At 44.6% G+C, this 16,433-nt stretch carries 13 protein-coding genes and 1 other annotated feature (1 of these 14 only partly in view); all 13 genes read right to left on the reverse strand.

Translation table 11 applies throughout. The annotated features are described in order from the left end of the window. Nucleotides 1-32 precede the first annotated feature (32 nt). Complete coding sequence (gene pyrE / locus QM454_RS15295; protein ID WP_432359440.1) at nt 33-662, reverse strand: orotate phosphoribosyltransferase; 630 nt, start codon at nt 660-662, stop codon at nt 33-35. Nucleotide 663: 1 nt separating this feature from the next. Continuing rightward, nucleotides 664-1,374 (reverse strand): orotidine-5'-phosphate decarboxylase, encoded by a 711-nt coding sequence (gene pyrF / locus QM454_RS15300; RefSeq protein ID WP_432359442.1) that lies wholly within the window; start codon nt 1,372-1,374, stop codon nt 664-666. Next, nucleotides 1,374-2,285 (reverse strand): dihydroorotate dehydrogenase, encoded by a 912-nt coding sequence (locus tag QM454_RS15305; RefSeq protein ID WP_432359444.1) that lies wholly within the window; start codon nt 2,283-2,285, stop codon nt 1,374-1,376. The genes pyrF and QM454_RS15305 overlap by 1 nt, the downstream gene beginning before the upstream one ends. Further along, nucleotides 2,282-3,058, reverse strand: a complete 777-nt coding sequence (locus QM454_RS15310) for a dihydroorotate dehydrogenase electron transfer subunit (protein WP_432359446.1) — start codon at nt 3,056-3,058, stop codon at nt 2,282-2,284. Before QM454_RS15310 ends, QM454_RS15305 begins: the two co-directional genes overlap by 4 nt. Next, nucleotides 3,055-6,252 carry a carbamoyl-phosphate synthase large subunit gene (carB, locus tag QM454_RS15315; protein ID WP_432359448.1) on the reverse strand — a complete coding sequence of 1,066 codons (3,198 nt, stop codon included), beginning with the start codon at nt 6,250-6,252 and terminating at the stop codon, nt 3,055-3,057. Before carB ends, QM454_RS15310 begins: the two co-directional genes overlap by 4 nt. A 1-nt stretch (nt 6,253) precedes the next feature. After that, nucleotides 6,254-7,342 (reverse strand): carbamoyl phosphate synthase small subunit, encoded by a 1,089-nt coding sequence (locus tag QM454_RS15320; protein ID WP_432359449.1) that lies wholly within the window; start codon nt 7,340-7,342, stop codon nt 6,254-6,256. Continuing rightward, complete coding sequence (locus tag QM454_RS15325) at nt 7,339-8,622, reverse strand: dihydroorotase (RefSeq protein WP_432359451.1); 1,284 nt, start codon at nt 8,620-8,622, stop codon at nt 7,339-7,341. The genes QM454_RS15320 and QM454_RS15325 overlap by 4 nt, the downstream gene beginning before the upstream one ends. Next, a complete protein-coding gene (locus tag QM454_RS15330) occupies nt 8,589-9,503 on the reverse strand; it encodes an aspartate carbamoyltransferase catalytic subunit (protein WP_432359453.1) in 915 nt (304 codons plus the stop codon). The genes QM454_RS15325 and QM454_RS15330 overlap by 34 nt, the downstream gene beginning before the upstream one ends. A 152-nt stretch (nt 9,504-9,655) precedes the next feature. Continuing rightward, a complete protein-coding gene (locus QM454_RS15335) occupies nt 9,656-10,951 on the reverse strand; it encodes a solute carrier family 23 protein (protein WP_432359455.1) in 1,296 nt (431 codons plus the stop codon). 27 nt (nt 10,952-10,978) lie between these two features. Continuing rightward, on the reverse strand, nt 10,979-11,521 hold the full coding sequence (gene pyrR, locus QM454_RS15340) for a bifunctional pyr operon transcriptional regulator/uracil phosphoribosyltransferase PyrR (RefSeq protein ID WP_432359456.1): 543 nt from the start codon (nt 11,519-11,521) through the stop codon (nt 10,979-10,981). A 418-nt stretch (nt 11,522-11,939) separates the two neighbouring features. Then, nucleotides 11,940-12,845, reverse strand: a complete 906-nt coding sequence (locus QM454_RS15345) for an RluA family pseudouridine synthase (protein ID WP_432364051.1) — start codon at nt 12,843-12,845, stop codon at nt 11,940-11,942. Further along, on the reverse strand, nt 12,842-13,318 hold the full coding sequence (gene lspA / locus QM454_RS15350; protein ID WP_432359457.1) for a signal peptidase II: 477 nt from the start codon (nt 13,316-13,318) through the stop codon (nt 12,842-12,844). The genes QM454_RS15345 and lspA overlap by 4 nt, the downstream gene beginning before the upstream one ends. Before the next feature lie 146 nt (nt 13,319-13,464). Then, a complete protein-coding gene (gene ileS, locus QM454_RS15355) occupies nt 13,465-16,227 on the reverse strand; it encodes an isoleucine--tRNA ligase (protein WP_432359459.1) in 2,763 nt (920 codons plus the stop codon). Nucleotides 16,228-16,266: 39 nt separating this feature from the next. Then, nucleotides 16,267-16,433, reverse strand: a binding site (T-box leader); it runs 48 nt beyond the window's last position.

The following is a 16,433-nucleotide window of genomic DNA, read 5'->3' on the forward strand; positions in this document are numbered from 1 at the left end:
ATTAAAGATGGCAATCCTTTTTATTCTCTTATTTAAGCTAATAAACCAGCTTTCAATTTCGTATGCCACTCCAGTAAGCCATCCATTGACTCGTTCGAAACCGCACCGCTCTCAATCGCCGCTTCTGCGAGTGCTCCGAAATTCGTTAAGCTCTTATAGGACAGGTTTGCTTCGGCAAATGCTTTATCCGCACTTTCTAGCTCATATGTAAAGATTGAGACGACACCTAAAACATCGATTTCTTCGGAACGAAGCGCTTCGACAGCATTCAGACTGCTACCTCCTGTGGAAATTAAATCCTCAATGATAATCGCTTTATCTTCAGGATTCACTTTTCCCTCAATCTGACGGCTTCGACCGTGTCCTTTCGCTTTTGAACGGATATATACCATCGGCAAGCCAAGAATGTCCGCCACCCATGCAGCATGAGGAATTCCCGCTGTTGCCGTTCCTGCAATAAGCGTTGTTTCAGGATAATGTGTTTTAATTAACCCGGCGAGTCCTTCCGCAATTTGTTTGCGTCCTACCGGATCTGACATCGTCAATCGATTATCACAATAGATTGGGGATTGAATTCCTGATGCCCATGTGAATGGGTCTTCTGGACTCAGTTCTACTGCCCCAACATTCAATAGAATTTCAGCAATTTCTTTTTTACCCATTTCACTTTACCCCTTTCCATCGTTCGTTAATATGTGCATAAGCAGCGAGAGGATCCGTTGCCGCTGTTATCGCCCTGCCGACTACGATATGCGTCGATCCTTCTTGTCTTGCTTCCTCGGGCGTTGCGATTCTTTTCTGGTCGTGCGTTCCGCTCTCTGGAAGACGAATTCCGGGAGTAACTTTCAAAAATTCCGGTCCGCAAACTTCTGAGATAATCGCCGCCTCATGTACGGAGCAAACGACTCCATCCAATCCGGCAGACTTCGTAAGTTTCGCATAATGAAGGACCGATTCTTGAAGCGAAGTTTGTATAAGCTGTTCGTCCCTAATTTGCTGCTCATCTGTAGAAGTTAATTGGGTCACACCGATAATTGAAGGACGCTTCATCCCAGCAGGCGTCCCTTTATCAAGTCCTTCAAGTGCGGCTTCCATCATTGTCTTTCCACCAGCCGCATGAACATTCACCAAGTCCACTCCGAAACTCGCCAACACTTCCATAGCCGACATAACTGTATTCGGGATATCATGCAGTTTCAAGTCCAAAAAGATACCAAACCCGCGCTCTTTCAACTTCGCTACGATTGCAGGTCCTTCTTTGTAATACAGCTGCATGCCGACTTTTACATTGACGTCGCTTTCGAATGGTTGTAGAAAATCGAACACCTTTTGTGATGATTCAAAGTCTAACGCAATAATCGGAGATGTTTTCATTACCGGTAGCTCCTTCCTACGAGCTCTGAAATATGGCCAACACCAAGTTCATCCAATTTTGCTGGAAGTTCTTCGATGATTTTAGGACAGATGAATGGATCTACGAAATTTGCTGTCCCGACTGCGACCGCACTTGCACCTGCCGATAGGAAATCGATAACATCTGCAGTTTCGGAAACGCCACCCATGCCGATAATCGGAATTTGAACGACTTGACTCACTTCATACACCATTTTAATCGCAACCGGCTTAACGGCCGGGCCGGACAATCCACCTGTAATATTTGCAATGATTGGTTTTCCTGTTCTTTGATCGAGCCTCATGCCGACAAGCGTGTTGATCATCGTAATGCCATCTGCTCCGCCAGCTTCAACCGCTTTCGCAATTTCTTTAATGTCTGTAACATTTGGTGACAGCTTGACGTACACCGGCACTTCAGATACCTCTTTAACAGCGGCTGTCAAATCATGCGCTTGCTGTGGGTTCGTACCGAATGTGATGCCGCCGCACTTCACGTTCGGACATGAGATGTTTAATTCTAACGCTTTCACATTCGGAGCGGTGGAAATCGTTTTTGCCACTTCGACATAGTCAGCAGTTTCTGTTCCAGCAACGTTCGCGATGATCGGCACGTCAAATTGTTCCAACCAAGGCAATTCATTTTCCATGACGCCTTGTAAACCGGGATTTTGCAAACCGATGGCGTTCAGCATGCCGGAAGCCGTTTCCGCGACCCGAGGAGTTGGATTACCGAAGCGAGTCTCCAAAGTGGTTGCTTTGATCATAATGGCCCCTAACAGTGACAAGTCATACAAATTCCCATATTCCTTGCCGAATCCGAAACAACCGGATGCTGGCATAATCGGGTTTTTCAATTGTAATCCAGGCAATTCAACTGCCAATCTATTCATATCGACACCACCCCTGCTGGAAATACCGGTCCATCTGAACAAACTTTGATGTACTCTTTATCCGTTTTATTCGTCGTTTTACATACACACGCAAAGCAAGCACCAATGCCGCAGCCCATCCTCTCTTCGAATGAAAGGAAGCCTTTTTTACCGGCATAAGCTGTTTGAACGGCATTCAACATCGGCATCGGGCCGCAACTATAAAATGTTGCAAATCCATCTCCAATCGTTTCCATCACATTGGTTACAAAGCCCGGTGTTCCTTTCGAACCGTCTACAGTTGCGATATACGTGTCACCCAATTGCTTAAACTCTTCTTCATAAAACACCACTTCAGCTGTCTGGAAGCCGAGTACATGGATGCACGTAACCCCGTTGGCAGTTAGTTGCTTTGATAATTCGTATAAAGGCGGTACCCCGATCCCTCCACCGATAAGTATCGCAGTTTCACCAGCAGCCGTTGCATCTACAGGAAAGCCATTCCCTAACGGACCGAGCACATCCAGTTCATCTCCTTCTTTCTTCATGGAAAGTAGCTGAGTACCACGGCCTTCTGCACGATAAATAATTGTCAGTTCGTTTTCTTCCCTATTTATAGAAGCGATAGAAATCGGTCTTCTTAATAATGGCTCGAATGAATCCGATACACGTATGTGGACAAACTGGCCAGGGGATGTAATTTCCCCTACCAGCTTGCCTGACAGTTTCATTTCGAAAATATTGTGGGCTATTTTCTGTTGTCTGATTACTTTCATACGATCTTGTATAATCATAGGTTCACCTGCTGTTTTGGCATTTCTTCCGTTTGGAAAGTCATCGACTCGATGACGCGGAGCATCGCATCAGCTGTATCGATTGACGTTAAGCACGGAATGCCGTTCTCAACTGCTTCACGTCGAATTCGGAAGCCGTCACGTTCCGGCATTTTTCCTTTTGTTAACGTGTTAATGACGAGTTGTGCGTTGCCTTTTTGAATGACATCAATTAATGTTGGTCCATTTGAGCCGATTTTTCCGACAGTCTTCACTTCTATACCAGCTGCATCCAATGCCTTTGCCGTTCCTTCTGTTGCAAGGATCCGATAGCCGATATTCGTAAACCGTTTTGCAAGGTCGACAATTTCTTCCTTATCTTTATCAGAAACGGTCATGAGGACTGATCCATACTCTTTAATTTTCATTCCTGCAGCAACAAGCCCTTTATACAATGCTTTTTCCAGTGTCATGTCCTTACCCATAACTTCGCCTGTCGATTTCATTTCCGGCCCTAATGTAATATCGACCCGTCGTAGCTTTGCGAAAGAGAATACGGGCACTTTCACATAGACGCCTGCTGGTGCTGACGCAAGGCCATTTGCATATCCTTGCTCGATGATGGACTCACCTAATATCGCCTTCGTAGCGACATTCGCCATCGGGATATTCGTAATTTTACTTAAAAATGGTACAGTACGACTTGACCGAGGGTTTACCTCAATGACATATACTTGACCTTCAGAGATGACGAATTGGATATTAAGCAGTCCTTTAATTTTCAAACCGATTGCTAATCGTTCTGTATAGTCCACAATTGTTTTCAACATGTCGGATGACAAGTTTTGTGGAGGATATACTGCAATTGAGTCGCCTGAATGGACGCCAGCCCGTTCGATATGCTCCATAATTCCTGGAATTACTACATTTTGACCGTCGCAAATGGCGTCAACTTCGATTTCTGTCCCAGTCAAGTATCTGTCAATCAGTACAGGGTGCTCCGGACTCGCATCAACTGCATGTTCCATATAATGAAGGAGCTCAGTTTCCTGATAGACGATTTCCATCGCGCGTCCGCCCAATACATAAGAAGGTCTGACGAGAACTGGATAGCCAATTTCGTTCGCGATTGCTACAGCTTCTGTGACGGACATTGCAGTTTTACCAAGCGGTTGCGGTATGCCGATCTCATGTAATGCACGTTCGAATTTATCCCTATTTTCGGCCCTGTCGATATCTTCAAGAGTCGTTCCTAAGATTTTCACTCCGCGCGCTTCTAATCCTGCTGCTAAATTTATCGCCGTCTGACCACCGAATTGAACGATAACCCCTTCTGGTTGTTCCAAATCGATAATGTGCATGACGTCTTCAATCGTAAGTGGTTCGAAATACAGTTTATCCGAAATGGAGAAATCCGTGGATACTGTTTCAGGATTGTTGTTAATAATGATTGCTTCGTATCCCGCCTGCTGGATTGCCCATACAGAGTGGACTGTCGCATAGTCGAATTCCACCCCTTGGCCGATTCGAATAGGTCCTGAACCTAGGACAACAACACTTTTCTTTTCAGTTTTAATCGATTCATTCTCTTCTTCGTATGTGCCGTAGAAGTAAGGCGTATCGGATTCATATTCTGCAGCACATGTATCCACTTTTTTATAGACCGGTATAATGCCATGTTCTTTTCTGAAATTGTAGATGGACGTCTCATCGTCATTCCAAAGTTGTGCAATTGTCACGTCTGAAAAGCCCATTCGCTTCGCTTCGTAAAGGGTTTTCACATCGAAACGATTCGATGCAATTATTTTCTCAAATTGGACGATCTTTTCAAACTTACGGAGGAAGAATAAGTCAATTTGACTCCATTCTTTCAATGTTTCAATTGAAACTCCTCTACGCAATGCTTCTCCGATGAAAAATAATCGCTCATCTCCCGCACGACGAACCCGTTTTTTAATCCATTCGTCAGTTAGGCTCTCTGTCTGCTTCAAAGCTAAACCGAATTGGCCAGTTTCAAGTGAGCGGACAGCTTTCAAAATCGATTCCTCAAACGTCCTGCCAATCGCCATTACTTCGCCAGTTGCTTTCATTTGCGTCCCTAAGTTACGGTTCGCCGATTCAAACTTATCGAATGGCCAACGAGGGATTTTTGTGACAACATAATCGAGTGTCGGTTCAAAGCAAGCATACGTTGTACCCGTTACCGGGTTCATCATTTCATCGAGAGTGAGGCCAACAGCAATTTTGGCTGCCAATTTTGCTATTGGGTATCCTGTCGCTTTCGAAGCTAATGCAGACGAACGGCTGACACGCGGATTTACTTCGATAATATAATAATTGAAACTATGGGGATCCAACGCAAGCTGAACATTACAGCCGCCTTCGATTTTCAAAGCCCTAATGAGTTTCAATGAAACATTTCGTAGCATTTGGTTTTCACGATCTGTCAACGTTTGGCACGGTGCTGTAACGATGGAGTCTCCCGTATGAATACCTACTGCATCGACATTTTCCATATTACAAACGACAATTGCATTATCGGCTGAGTCACGCATTACTTCATATTCAATTTCCTTGAAACCGGCAATTGATTTTTCAAGTAAGCATTGTTTAACAGGACTATATTTCAAGCCGCTCGTTACAATTTCATCGAGATCATGATCGTTGTAGCAAATGCCTCCCCCAGTCCCGCCAAGTGTGAAAGCTGGACGGACGATGACCGGATAGCCAATTCGTTGTACGAACGCCCGTGCCTCATCTAAATTATGGATGATATCGCTCTCAGGAACAGGCTCGCCTAGTTCATTCATTAATGAACGGAACAAATCTCGGTCTTCCGCTTTATGGATTGCATCAAGTTTTGTTCCAAGTATTTCGATTTCCAGTTCATCTAAGATGCCGGATTCTTGAAGCTCAATCGCCATATTTAATCCAGTTTGACCGCCTAATGTCGGAAGGAGAGCATCAGGTCGCTCCTTCCGAATAATGCGACTTACGAATTCGAGTGACAGTGGCTCAATATAAACTTTGTCCGCAATTTCCGTATCGGTCATTATTGTCGCAGGATTTGAGTTAATAAGGATGACCCGATACCCTTCTTCCTTCAATGATAGGCAAGCTTGTGTTCCCGCGTAGTCAAATTCGGCCGCCTGACCGATGACAATCGGACCGGATCCAATTACTAAGATTGTTTCAATATCTTGACGTTTAGGCATCTTAATTCCCCTTCCTGTTGCTTGCATTCATTAAGTTGGCAAATCGGTCGAATAGATGACTAGCATCTTCAGGTCCTGGAGAGGCTTCGGGATGAAATTGGACAGAAAACGTTTCATCCGCCACATTTCTAATTCCTTCAACCGAACCGTCATTCAGTGCACGATGTGTTATTTCAAGCCCCGTATTTTCTAATGAAGCTTCTTCGACAGTGTACCGATGGCTTTGAGAAGTCAACTCCGTCCGCCCTGTCAGAAGATCTTTTACCGGATAGTTTCCGCCGTTATGACCTATTTTCATTTTGATAATTTTTGCCCCATAAGCTAAAGCGAGAAGCTGGTGTCCGAGACCGATGCCGAAAATCGGTGCTTTTCCTAACAATTGCTTTATTGTCACGACAGCACCTTCCACGTCTTCAGGGTTTCCTGGTCCGCTTGAAAGAAGTATTCCGTCTGGCGACAAAGACATAATTTCTTCCTTTGTAGTAGTAAACGGTACGACGATAACGTCATAATCGTATTTATTCAGTTCGCGAAGCAAGCTATGTTTTAAGCCGTAATCGATAACGACAACACGTTTACCTCTCCCGGGGCTTGGATATGCCTTTTTCGTTGAAACAAGAGCGACACAATTAGTATGTGAACTATAACTTTCTAAAGTTTCTAGAGATTTCACCATATCCACCTCTTCACCGGCCGCTGTCAATTTCCCTCTCAACGTACCTTTTTCACGTAGAAGCCTCGTCAACTTCCGGGTATCAATTCCTTCAATTCCTGGAATTCCTTTTACCTCAAGTAGATTTCCGAGTGTCATCATGCTCCGGAAATTGGATGGCTCGTCGCTATATTCCCTTACAACAAGGCCATGGATGACCGGCTCGACCGATTCATAGTCATCACGGTTAATGCCATAATTGCCGATAAGCGGATATGTCATGACGACAATTTGACCGAAGCCTGATGGATTAGAAATCGTTTCTTGGTACCCCGTCATACCCGTTGTAAATACTAATTCACCGATAGATGCTTTAGGTGAGCCGAATGCTCTCCCTTTAAAGACCGTTCCATCTTCTAATACTAAATATCTTTTCATCGCATTTGACCATCCTTCCAGACGATGTTTCCGCCGTAAATTGTTGTGACAGGCCAGCCAACACATGTCCAGCCATCAAATGGTGTATTTTTCCCTTTCGACAAAAACGTGTTCCGATCAATTGTCTGCTCTTTATTCAAATCAAGTAGGACAAGGTCTGCTTGCGCCCCGACTTCAATTTTTCCATAAGGAAGCCCGAATACATCAGCAGGTTTTTGAGTCATCCAATCAATTAGTTGCTTTAACGTCCATGTTCCTTCTTTCACAAAATGTGTGTAAAGTAGAGGGAATGCCGTTTCGAGACCTGTTATTCCAAAAGGTGCTTTTTCAAATCCTGCACTTTTCTCTTCTGCTGTGTGAGGAGCATGATCTGTTGCGATGAAATCCAATGTACCGTCAAGCAAACCTTCTCGTAACGCCTGTAAATCATCCGATCCACGCAATGGCGGGTTCATCTTCCAATCTGCATCGTCTCCGGGAATGTCATTTTCGGATAAAAGAAGGTGATGCGGGCTCACTTCAGCTGTTACATGAATCCCCGCTTTTTTTGCATCTCGGATAACTCGAACCGATTCTTTCGTGCTGACATGGCAAACATGATAATGGGCGCCCGCCGCTTCCGCGAGAAGAATATCGCGTGCGATATGAACCGACTCCGAAATAGAAGGAATACCCGGAAGTCCAAGCTCCTTATTCCGCTTTCCTTCATGCATTGCGCCACCGTATATTAATGTATTATCTTCACAATGCGCGACTATCGGCATGCCGATCTCTGCCGCGTCCTGCATAGCCTCATACATCATTCCCGCTTGCTGGACACCGACGCCGTCATCTGTAAACGCAAAAGCCCCGTTCTCTTTCAATTCTTTCAAATTTGTCCGTTCTTTACCTGCTTCCCTAATCGTGATCGAAGCGTAAGGAAGAACACGTATATGCGCTTTGTCGGCAATCAATTTATTGACATGTGATAAGTTTTCTTTCGTATCAGGCACCGGTCTCGTGTTCGGCATCGCGCAAATTGTTGTATAACCGCCTTTAGCTGCTGCGAGCGTTCCTGTTTCAATCGTCTCTTTATGCTCCCCGCCTGGTTCACGCAAATGGACGTGGACATCAATGAAACCAGGTGCCAACAATAGTCCTGTTCCGTCAATAATCTCCGAGTTTCCGACATTTAGATTAGGGCCAATTTCTATTATCTTTTCTCCTGCAGTCCGAACATCCGTCAACACCATTTCACCTTCGTCATTTAATACGTATGCACTTTTGATGAGTTTTCCCATGCTGATTCCTCCTTATGTAAAACCGTTTCCAAGATCGCTGCACGAATATATACGCCATTTTCAACTTGTTTGTAAATCCTTGAACGTTCACATTCAACTAGACTGCCCGCTATTTCCACATCCCTGTTTACCGGGGCGGGATGCATGATAATTGATCCGGGCTTCATTTTTCTTTCCCGTTCAACAGTCAGTCCAAATCTTTCATGGTACTCTTCTTTCGTGAATTTCGTTGTGCCATCATGTCTTTCATTTTGAACTCTGAGGAGCATAATTACGTCGCTTGTGTCGAGCATTCCATCCCAATCGTTTACAGACGGAAATTCTCCCGCCCACTCAGAAGGGCCTAGGAACGTAACATTTGCACCTAATTTCGTAAGGGCAGCTGCGTTTGATTTCGCGACTCTGCTATGCGCGATATCACCTGCAATGAGGACATTGAGTCCATGGAAACGGCCAAATTCTTCTTTTATCGTGAATAGATCGAGCAATGATTGTGAAGGATGTTGTCCTGAACCATCTCCCCCATTAATAATCGCCATATTCGTTTTCCCAATCAGCCCTTCGTAGTACCGCTCTTCCGGGTGTCTAATAACGACTGCATCCAACCCAATCTCTTCAAGCGTTCGAAGCGTATCGTACAAACTTTCACCTTTTAGTGCACTTGAAAAACCTGCATCAAACGGAATCGTTTCAAGACCTAACTTTCGCTCTGCCATTTCAAAACTCATCTTTGTTCGTGTACTTGGCTCGAAGAACAGATTGCTAACAAAATACTTTTTCGGCAGCTCGCGGATTCCGAATCGCTTTAACATTTCCGCACGTTCCAGAATAATTGAGATTTCATCAATCGATAGATCTTGCATTGATACTAGGTTTTTCATATTGGAAATCCCCTTTCATTTAGGTAAAAAAACTGACCTTCCCATTAATTGGAAGGCCAGTTGTATATGACTAAACAATCATCATCCGTAATGAATGACTGTTCGTCAACCGAACCTTTCCTTGTCTCTCTGTACAATGTTAAAAGGTCTTTCTATTCTGTTGGACTACCTGCTAAGCTATCATTCGTTCTGCCCGGTAGTATTATGTTGAGGAGTACACCGACGATTGCGGCTAGCGCCATTCCCCCTACTTGGAACGTATCACTAACATGGATGGAGGCTCCACCAATTCCGATAACGAGAATGACTGAAGCAATGACGAGATTCCGTTGTTGCCCAAAATCGACTTTGTGATCGACGAGCATTCTCAGTCCGGATGAAGCGATGATTCCGAACAACAATATTGATATTCCGCCAAGCACCGCTTGAGGGATTGTTGCAATAACGGCCATAAGCTTCCCGATGAAGGAGAACAATATCGCGAATACTGCTGCGCCAATGATGACATAGACGCTATATACACGTGTGATTGCCATGACTCCGATGTTTTCACCGTAAGTCGTTTTCGGTGGACCTCCAAGGAATCCACTAAGCAGTGTTCCGAGTCCATCTCCTAAAAGCGACCGGTTCAGTCCTGGATCTTTAATAAAATCTTTATTAACGACGCGACCGAGCACAAGTTGGTGTCCGATATGTTCCGAAATCGTCACGATTGAAATTGGAACCATTATTGCAAGTAACGTAGGAGTAAGGGCAAACTCATAGTCTATTCCAGGAATCAGAAATTCCGGTATTTCAAACCAAGCAGCTTCATGTACTTTTGTGAAGTCTAATATTCCGATTGCTGCCGAGTAAATGTAACCAACGATTATTCCAATGAGAACCGGCATTAGGCTAACCACTCCTCTGAAGAACATGAGGCAGATGATTGCCGATGCCAATGTTACAATAGCGGCTGAGAAATGAAGTAAATTATATTGCGATACGCCATCCACTTGGATCGTACTCGCCATGCTCACTGCCGTCGGTGCTAACGCTAATCCGATAACCATGATGACCGGTCCTACAACGATTGGAGGAAGGTATTTCATAATCCAACCGGAGCCAGTCTTCCAAATTACTAACGATACAATGGCATATACGAGAGCGACAAACATGCTACCGATCATTGCACTTCCAATGCCTCCCGAGCTTGTCGCAACTTGAATTGGCGCAATGAAAGCGAATGATGATCCTAAATATGCTGGAACTTTAAATTGAGTGACAAGGACGAAGATGATCGTCGCAAGCCCGCTTGTTAATAAGGCGATTGCCGGGCTTAAACCGACTAGTTGCGGTACAAGAATTGTCGCTCCGAACATTGCAAACATATGCTGCAAACTAAGGGCAAGCCATCTACCCGGAGCTGGTTTATCGAGTACGTCTAATACTTTGTTGTCATTATTCATTTCTTTCACCTGTCCCTATCGGATTTGTTATTTCGTATGAATGGCTACGCTATCCGTTCCATCCTCTTCAATTACGTTGACGACTACCCGTTCTTCACTCGATGTTGGAATGTTTTTCCCAACGAAATCCGGGCGAATTGGCAATTCACGGTGCCCTCTGTCAACAAGTACCGCAAGCTGAATCGCAGCGGGTCTTCCAAGATCGATGACAGCATCCATCGCCGCTCTCACCGTTCGGCCTGTGTAAAGGACATCATCGACAAGAATCACTTTCATTTCCGTCACATCGTGTTGGATGTCGACTTGGTGGACTAAAGGTTCCTGATCATCATGCTTCAGTCGAAGATCATCTCTGTACAGTGTAATATCTAGCTCACCTGTCCGTATCGGTTTTCCTTCGATTTGCTCAATCTTCTCAGCGAGTCGCTCCGCTAGTACGGCTCCCCTCGTTTTAATGCCAACTAGGATGCACTCATCGATTCCTTTATTTTTTTCGATGATTTCATGGGCAATTCTAGTCACCGCCCGGGATATAGCCTGTTCGTCAAGAATGTTTGCTTTTTCAGTCATGAGAACTCCTCCTTTTTCATTATTTAGCGTCTACAATTTTTGCATCATCTAGCTCCGGACGCTATAAGCATGCCTTAATTTCTGCCAAAACCGCAGAAATACGGCAAATCGAACCCTTCGCCGTTCGATTTGCTCGGGTCATAAGTTAAAGCTGCAGTGTGGCAAAGAACGCCACTTCGCATCTTTACCTTATGCCTGTCGCATCTAAGCAAGCGTCCTTCGCTTTTGCATAAAAAAACCTCCTGCCAAGATGGCGGGAGGGTAAAGGTGCAGAAAAAAGCGTACTGAAGGATAAGCGCGCAGCTATCCTACTGTACTTCCGTGCAACCTTCCCAGCCTCTCTGGACTGACTTTAAAGGTATCGCTATTCATTTCATAACTTAGTATAGTTGCCCGTTTTCGCTTTGTCAACGGTTTATCATTTTATTTTTTCAATCAAAGTTTTAAAGTCATTCGGCAAAGGTTGTGTGAACTCCATGTAATCCCCAGTGCGTGGGTGTTTGAAGCCAACTGTTCCAGCATGCAATACTTGGCCATCAAAGTCGATTGTTTTCTTTGGCCCATACTTCGGATCCCCTGCAAGTGGATAACCGATGTATTTCATATGCACACGTATTTGGTGAGTCCTCCCCGTTTCTAGGCGGCATTCCACTAACGTAAAATCACCAAAACGGTCTAACACTTTAAAATGAGTAATTGCATGTTTCCCTTTATCTGTAACGGTCATACTTTGCCGGTCTTTCGAGTCTCTTCCGATTGGTGCGTCAATCGTTCCTTGATCATGTGGAATATGGCCATGAACGAGTGCCGTATAAACGCGTGTCACCGATTTCTCAACGAGCTGATCGACGAGCGAAATGTGCGCCTGATCGTTTTTAGCGACCATAAGTAAGCCTGATGTATCTTTGTCAATCCGATGGACAATTCCCGGACGCATGACGCCGTTAATTCCCGAAAGGTCTTTCACTTGATGCATCAAACCATTCACGAGAGTTCCCGAAGCGTGTCCTGGAGCCGGATGGACAACCATTCCGCGAGGCTTATTCACGACAAGTACATCCGCATCTTCATAAACGATTTCTAAATTGAGATCTTCTGCCACGATGTCAAGTTCAACTGCTTCAGGTTCTATTACTTCGATAATATCGCCATTTTTTACTTTGTAGTTTGGCTTTACAGTTTTTTCATTTACGAGAACAGCCCCATCCTTCACCCATTGCTGGATTTGCGTACGTGACCAATCTGCATTAATATCCGTTAAAACTTTATCGATTCTACCTTTTTCATGCTCTTCTGTTATTACAATTTCGACTGGTTCCATTATGCCACCTTTTTCTTGTTCTTTTTTTCGTCAATAATGACGTGAATAATAATGAGTGCGACACCTACTGTCAATGCAGCATCTGCTACGTTAAAAATCGGGAAATCATAATTAATAATTGGGATGAGGACATCGATAAAATCGACAACTTCTTTCCGCCATAATCGATCGATGAAGTTACCGATTGCTCCGCCTAATAGAAACATGAGGCTGATGCTCAGTAATTTACTACCTTTCGCTTCCTTATGAAAAAAATAGATGATGCCGACGACAACAAGTATTGTGACGATATAAAATAACCACATTTGCCCTTCCAGCATCCCCCATGCAGCGCCTTTGTTTCGGTGTGACAGGAGAGCCAAATAAGGTTCAGTAATTGGGATCCGTTGCCCAAGATTCATGTTTTGTACAACAAGCCATTTTGTCAGTTGATCGAGCAATATTAATAATACAGCTAATCCATAATATAGTATCAATCCAAAAACCCCCGTCCGACAGTTTCTGTTCCATCTTACCACAAAACGATCATTATCATGAAATTGACGTGCACCCTAAGAAAAGAAAAAGACTGTTTGCAACTATGGAGTATAGCCACAGTTACAAACAGCCTTTACCAAATTACTTATGAATAATATTTCTTCACAACTTCAGCACAACGTGAGCAAACTGCCGGGTGATCTGTGTCTGTTCCGACTGTTTCGGAAATTGTCCAACAACGATCACATTTTTCTCCGTCCGCTTTCTCAACGAGGACAGTTGCATAGTCTAGCTGTAGTGCACCTGAAGCTAATTTACCTTCTACGCCTTCTTGGAATTTCGAAACGATGAAGAATTGTGCATAATCGATATCGTCAGCCGTCAAAATACCAGCCATTTTTTCTGGCAATGCAACCGTTACTTTCGCCTCGAGCGATTTCCCGATTACTTTTGCGTTCCTTGCTTCTTCAAGCGCCTTCAATACATCGTCACGCACAAGCATCAATTTGCTGAAACGCTCGCGAAGTGCGGCTGCGTGTTCTCCAAGGTCTTCCGCTTCTGGCATGTCAGTCAGCTGAACGCTTTCCTCTTCGACATGCGCAAGGAATGCCCACAATTCATCCGTCGTATGTGGAATAATTGGCGTCAAAAGCTTCAACAAAGCAAGAAGCGAATCATACATAACAGTTTGCATCGCACGGCGGTGCGGATGATCTGCACCTTCGATATAGACGACGTCTTTTGCAATATCTAGATAGAATGAGCTTAATTCGCCTGTACAGAAATTATTCACTGCGTGATAAACGCCCGCGAATTCATATTTCTCGTATGATTCAAGCACTTCATTAATTAAATCTTGAAGCTTTACATAGACGTATTGGTCGATTGGGCGCATATCTTCAAACGCAACACGGTCAGTAGTCGGATTGAAATCTGCAACGTTTCCATGCAAGAAGCGAAGCGTATTACGGAACTTACGGTATACTTCGGACACTTGCTTGAAATTCGAATCGGAAACACGTACATCTGCCGTATAATCGACGGATGAAACCCAAAGACGAAGAATATCAGCACCTAGTTGATTCATCACTTTTGCTGGAACGATGACGTTACCGAGCGATTTACTCATTTTACGTCCTTCCCCATCCAAAGTGAACCCGTGGCTCAATAGCCCTTTATATGGAGCAATTCCATTGATGGCAACACTTGTCGTCAACGATGAGTTAAACCAACCACGGTATTGGTCTGATCCTTCCAAATACAAATCTGCTGGATAGACGAGGTCGTCTCTTTCCACTAATACACCTTGGTGTGTGGAGCCGGAATCGAACCAAACGTCCATAATATCCGTCTCTTTTGAAAACTGACCGTTCGGGCTACCTTCATGTTTGAAGCCTTCTGGAAGAAGCTCCTTCGCATTCCATTCAAACCAAATGTTTGAACCGTGCTCTCTGAACAGCTTAGCAACATGTTCAATCGTTTCATCGGTAAGGATTGCTTCTCCGTTTTCCGCATAAAACACTGGAATTGGAACGCCCCATACACGTTGGCGGGAAATACACCAATCACCACGGTCACGCACCATATTGTACAAACGCGTCTCGCCCCATGAAGGAGTGAACTTCGTTTTGCGAATTGCTTCGAGCAACTCTTCGCGGAACGATTGAATGGACGCAAACCATTGAGCAGTCGCGCGGTAAATAACCGGTTTCTTCGTACGCCAATCATGCGGATACGAGTGAGTGATGAATGAAAGCTTCAAGAGTGCTCCCTCTTCATCTAACTTTTTCGTCACTTCTTTATTCGCATCTTCATAAAAGAGCCCTTCAAAGCCAGGAGCTTCGTCTGTCATGACACCTCGATCATTAATAGGTGACAATGCATCAATTCCGTATTCTTTCGATACGTAGAAGTCATCTTCACCATGTCCAGGAGCGGTGTGAACACAACCCGTTCCAGCCTCAGCCGTAACGTGCTCTCCAAGCATGACAAGGGAATCACGGTCATAGAACGGGTGCTTTGCAATTACCCTTTCCAAATCTGTCCCTTTTAGTTCAGATACAACTTCATATGACTCCCAACCGATCTCTTTCGCAACGAACTCAACGAGGTCTTTCGCTAAGAGGAACTTATTTCCGTCCACGTTAACGATTGCGTATGTGAATTCAGGATGAACCGAAATTCCGAGGTTCGCAGGAATTGTCCATGGAGTCGTCGTCCAGATGACAATCCGAACATCTTCCTCGACAACACCGAGGCCATCTTTAATCGGAAATGCAACGTAAATAGAAGGAGATTTTTTATCCTTGTATTCAATTTCTGCCTCAGCTAGTGCTGATTCGCTTGAAGGCGACCAGTAGACTGGCTTCAAACCTTTGTAAATATAGCCCTTCTTCGCCATTTCACCAAACACTTGAATTTGCCTTGCTTCGAATTCAGGTTTTAATGTAATGTACGGATTATCCCAATTGCCTCGAACACCAATCCGTTTAAATTGAGAGCGTTGGCTATCAATTTGGCTGTACGCGTATTCCTCGCACATTTTTCTAAATTCCGCTACAGAATGCTCTTTCCGCTTAACGCCTTTGTTCACAAGCGCTTGCTCGATCGGAAGACCATGCGTATCCCAGCCCGGTACATATGGCGCGTGGAAGCCTGTCATCGATTTATGGCGAACGATCATGTCTTTTAGTACTTTATTTAGAGCGTGACCCATGTGCAAGTCGCCATTTGCATAAGGCGGTCCGTCATGAAGGACGAAAAACGGGCGTCCTTCCGTACGTTTTTGCACTTTTTCATAAATATCCATTTCTTCCCATTTCGCTTGCATTTCGGGTTCTTTGTTCGGTAAGTTGCCACGCATCGGAAATTCCGTTTTCGGCATGAGCAACGTGTCTTTGTAATCCATATTTATTCCTCCTTTGAAAATAAAAAAACCCCGTCCCATGAAAGGGACGAGGAATCATTCTCGCGTTACCACCCTAGTTGCAGCATGATAAATCATACTACCGCTCAGAACACCATAACGGGGTGCATCCGGGATTGATTTTCGGCAATCCGGCTCTGGAGTGATTTTCGTTTCCGCTTCAGACCAGGCTCCCACCGCCCCCGGCT

Source organism: Sporosarcina sp. UB5, assembly GCF_050859005.1.
GTDB lineage: Bacteria > Bacillota > Bacilli > Bacillales_A > Planococcaceae > Sporosarcina.